Genomic DNA, 3330 nt, shown 5'->3' with positions numbered 1-3330 from the left:
CAACAATTCTTGGAAAAGGTGCAAGAGACAACTCTAAGGCATTAGACAGAAAATTAAGAAGTGAGTAATAATGAAAACATATTTAAATAAAATTATAAAATTTTCCAATGTTGATGGACCGGGAAATAGAATGGCAATTTTCTTTCAAAACTGCAATTTTAATTGTAAATATTGTCATAATCCAGAAACAATATCACTTTGTGTTGGATGTGGAAAATGTGTTGAAGTTTGCCCAAGTAAAGCTTTGGAAAAAGTAGGAAATGAAATAAAATGGATTGAAAAAAATTGTATTCAATGTGATAGATGTACTGAAATATGTAGCCATAACTCTTCTCCAAAAGTAAAGAATATAACAGTAGAAGAACTTTTAAATGAGATTAGAAAAGTGAAATCTTTTATAAAAGGAATTACAGTTAGTGGTGGAGAGAGCACTTTAAATTATATTTTTTTAACAGAACTTTTTAAAAGAATAAAAGAAGAGTTTCCAAAATTAACTTGTTTTGTAGATACTAATGGAAGTTTAAATTTAAGTGATGAAAAGTATAAAGACTTTGTGAATATAACTGATAGTTTTATGCTAGATGTGAAAGCTTGGGATGAAAAAGAACATTTAGATTTAGTTGGAGTAGATAATAAAAATGTAATAAAAAATCTAAAATATTTATTATTAATTAAAAAATTATATGAAGTAAGGACAGTTATAGTTGATAAGTACTTAAATAATGAGTTAACCGTAAAAGAGGTTTCTAAGATAATTAGCAATGCAGATATAAGATATAAAATTATAAAATACAGATCTATTGGTGTTAGAGAAAGTATGAAAAATGATTTAAAGATACCGACAGACATAAGGCTTCAAGAATTGAAAGAAATAGCAAATAGTTTAAATGTAAAAAATGCCCTAGTAATTTAGGGCATTTTTTTAATAATCAAAATCAAAACCAAATTTAAATTGGAATAATAGATCACTTGATTCATGAGTTTTTGAAATGGAAAATTCAAGAGGACCAATAAGACTGGAATAATTTAATCCTATTCCAAAACCTTGGTGATAATCTTGCCAAAGTTCAACTGAATTTTCTTGATTAACATTTTCATTAACATATTTATATGTTGCTAAATCCCAACTTGTATTTAAGTATAGATTATCTATAAGTTTATATTGAAATGCAATTCTGCCACCAAAAAGAGATGATAAATACTTCTCTTGAAGATAATATCCATTAAAAGAAAATTCATTTTCAGATAAGTTATCTTTTATTCCACCAAGTTTTATATACTTATCAGGTAAAACATCTTCTCCACTAACATTACCACCAAAAATTTTAGTGATTAAAGTTAAATTACTTGTAAAGGGAATATAACCTGAAGCCATATAATTAGATGATAAGAAGTTTAAATCATCCTCTCCTAAATCACCACCCCAACGTTGTAAAATAGTTCCTTTATAACCTTTAGAAGGGAAATTAGAGGAATTAGTTCTATCCCAATCTATTCTAAAGAAAAGATCACCATAACTTTTAGAGTACTCTATAGAAGAGTCTAAAAGTGGATTTTTTACTTCTGATTCAAGTTCAGCATAATTAAGGGAAGCTCCATATGAAAATAGAAAAATATTAGAGTATTGAGTTAAAAAAGCAGTTTCTAATTTTAAATCACTAGCTTTGTAATCTCCTATTTTAGATTTATTAGAATATAAATAAAATGGAGTTTCATCATAACTTAAACTAGTTAGAATTCCAATTTTATTAGACAAACCATAATAAAAGAAGTTTTGTAAGTCAAAACCAAGATAATCTCCAAATCTAGCTTCAATTGTTGCTAGATTTCCAAATTTACCAGAGGAACTAATATCACTCCCAATGGAGAATGTAGATCCATAATCAGTTTCATAATTAAATCCAAGACCAAGAAGGTTTGTGGGGTTTTCTTCGACCTCTAAATTTAGAGTATTATTATCAAAAGTATAATATACTTTATTAACAAAATTTAAACTATATATTTTTAAGATTAACTCTTCAAGTTCATTTGGAGATATACTTTTATTTTCATAATTAGAAAAAATTGATTTTATAATCTCCCTGTGATTTTTATTTTTTGAATGATTATAAATTAATAGATTTTTTAATACAAAATTCTTTTTATGAATTTTTTTTGTTTTTTCAATAGCTAATTCTGGATGAAAAGATAAAATGTTTTTAATCTCTTTTTCAGCAGCAATTTCTCCCATTTCTTCAATCTCTTTATAGTTATCAAAATCTGTTGTTTTAAATTTTTTAACATCAGGACTAATTAAAATAGTAGCCATATCTTTTTGCTTCTCTGTTGATGAAGCACTTTGAATAGCAATTATTTGATCAGCAACGCTTAGAATGTTATAATTTTTTCTTTTTCTAACAGAAGTTCCAACATCAACACCAATAACAATATCAGCTCCTAATTTAAAAGCATCCTGTACTGGAAAGTTTCTAGATAGTAATCCATCAACATAATAGCTATTATTTATTTTAATAGGATCGAAAACTGTTGGGATTGATATACTAGCAGTAACAACTCTAGCTAAATCTCCACTTTTAAAAGCTTTTGCTTTACCTGTATTTAAATCTGTTGCTATAATCTCTAAAGGAATAGGTAGTTTTTCAAAATCATGAATTTTTTCTACATTCCAAAGCAGATTTTTTAAAGTTAGATATATTCTTTGTGTATTTCTTAAACTTTTAGGAAGATCAAAATTAAAGGAGTTGTCATATTTTAATGAAAGATTATAATTTTTAACAATTGCTCTTTGATCAAGAGGAATATCCTCTTCATTTGGCCTATCGTTAAAAGCATCTTGCCAATTAATATCTAACATAAGTTTTTCTATTTGATCTGGAGAATATCCAGCTGAATAAAGAGAACCAATTAAAGCTCCCATACTTGATCCTGTAATATAATCTACTTTAATATTGTTTTTTTCAAGGACTTTTAAAACGCCAATGTGAGCAAATCCTTTAGCACCACCACCACTTAAAACGAGTCCAATTTTGGGTCTTTTTTTTGTGATTTTAAATTTGTTAATTTTTTGTTGTTCAAGAGTCTTTATTTTTTTTTGTATATTAACAATTTGCTGTTGCAGCGCTTGTATTTCATAATCCTCTTTTGTATAGGAGAAAGAGGGAAAGGATAATAGTAAAAAATTAATAAAAATAAATACTATTTTTTTTAGCATTTTATACTTCCTCCTGATAAATTTTAGAGAACTCTTGAAAAAAATTAGGAAATGTTTTAGAAACACACTGAGAATCTAAAATTTTAATTCCTGAAATTCTTAAACCAGTTAAAGCAAGA

At 26.5% G+C, this 3330-nt stretch carries 2 protein-coding genes; one reads left to right on the top strand and one right to left on the bottom strand.

The window, feature by feature from the left end; genetic code table 11:
* Positions 1-70: 70 nt before the first annotated feature.
* Positions 71-913 (top strand): YjjW family glycine radical enzyme activase, encoded by an 843-nt coding sequence (locus Q0V09_RS09520; RefSeq protein ID WP_297488917.1) that lies wholly within the window; start codon positions 71-73, stop codon positions 911-913.
* A 9-nt stretch (positions 914-922) separates the two neighbouring features.
* Here Q0V09_RS09520 and Q0V09_RS09515 read toward each other — a convergent pair whose 3' ends face one another.
* The gene (locus Q0V09_RS09515; RefSeq protein WP_297488914.1) at positions 923-3211 is read right to left on the bottom strand and encodes a patatin-like phospholipase family protein; all 2289 of its coding nucleotides are present in this window, start codon (positions 3209-3211) and stop codon (positions 923-925) included.
* Positions 3212-3330 lie beyond the last annotated feature (119 nt).

Source organism: uncultured Cetobacterium sp., assembly GCF_947039425.1.
In the GTDB taxonomy this organism is placed as follows: domain Bacteria; phylum Fusobacteriota; class Fusobacteriia; order Fusobacteriales; family Fusobacteriaceae; genus Cetobacterium_A.
This window is presented reverse-complemented; position numbering and strand designations above follow the sequence as displayed.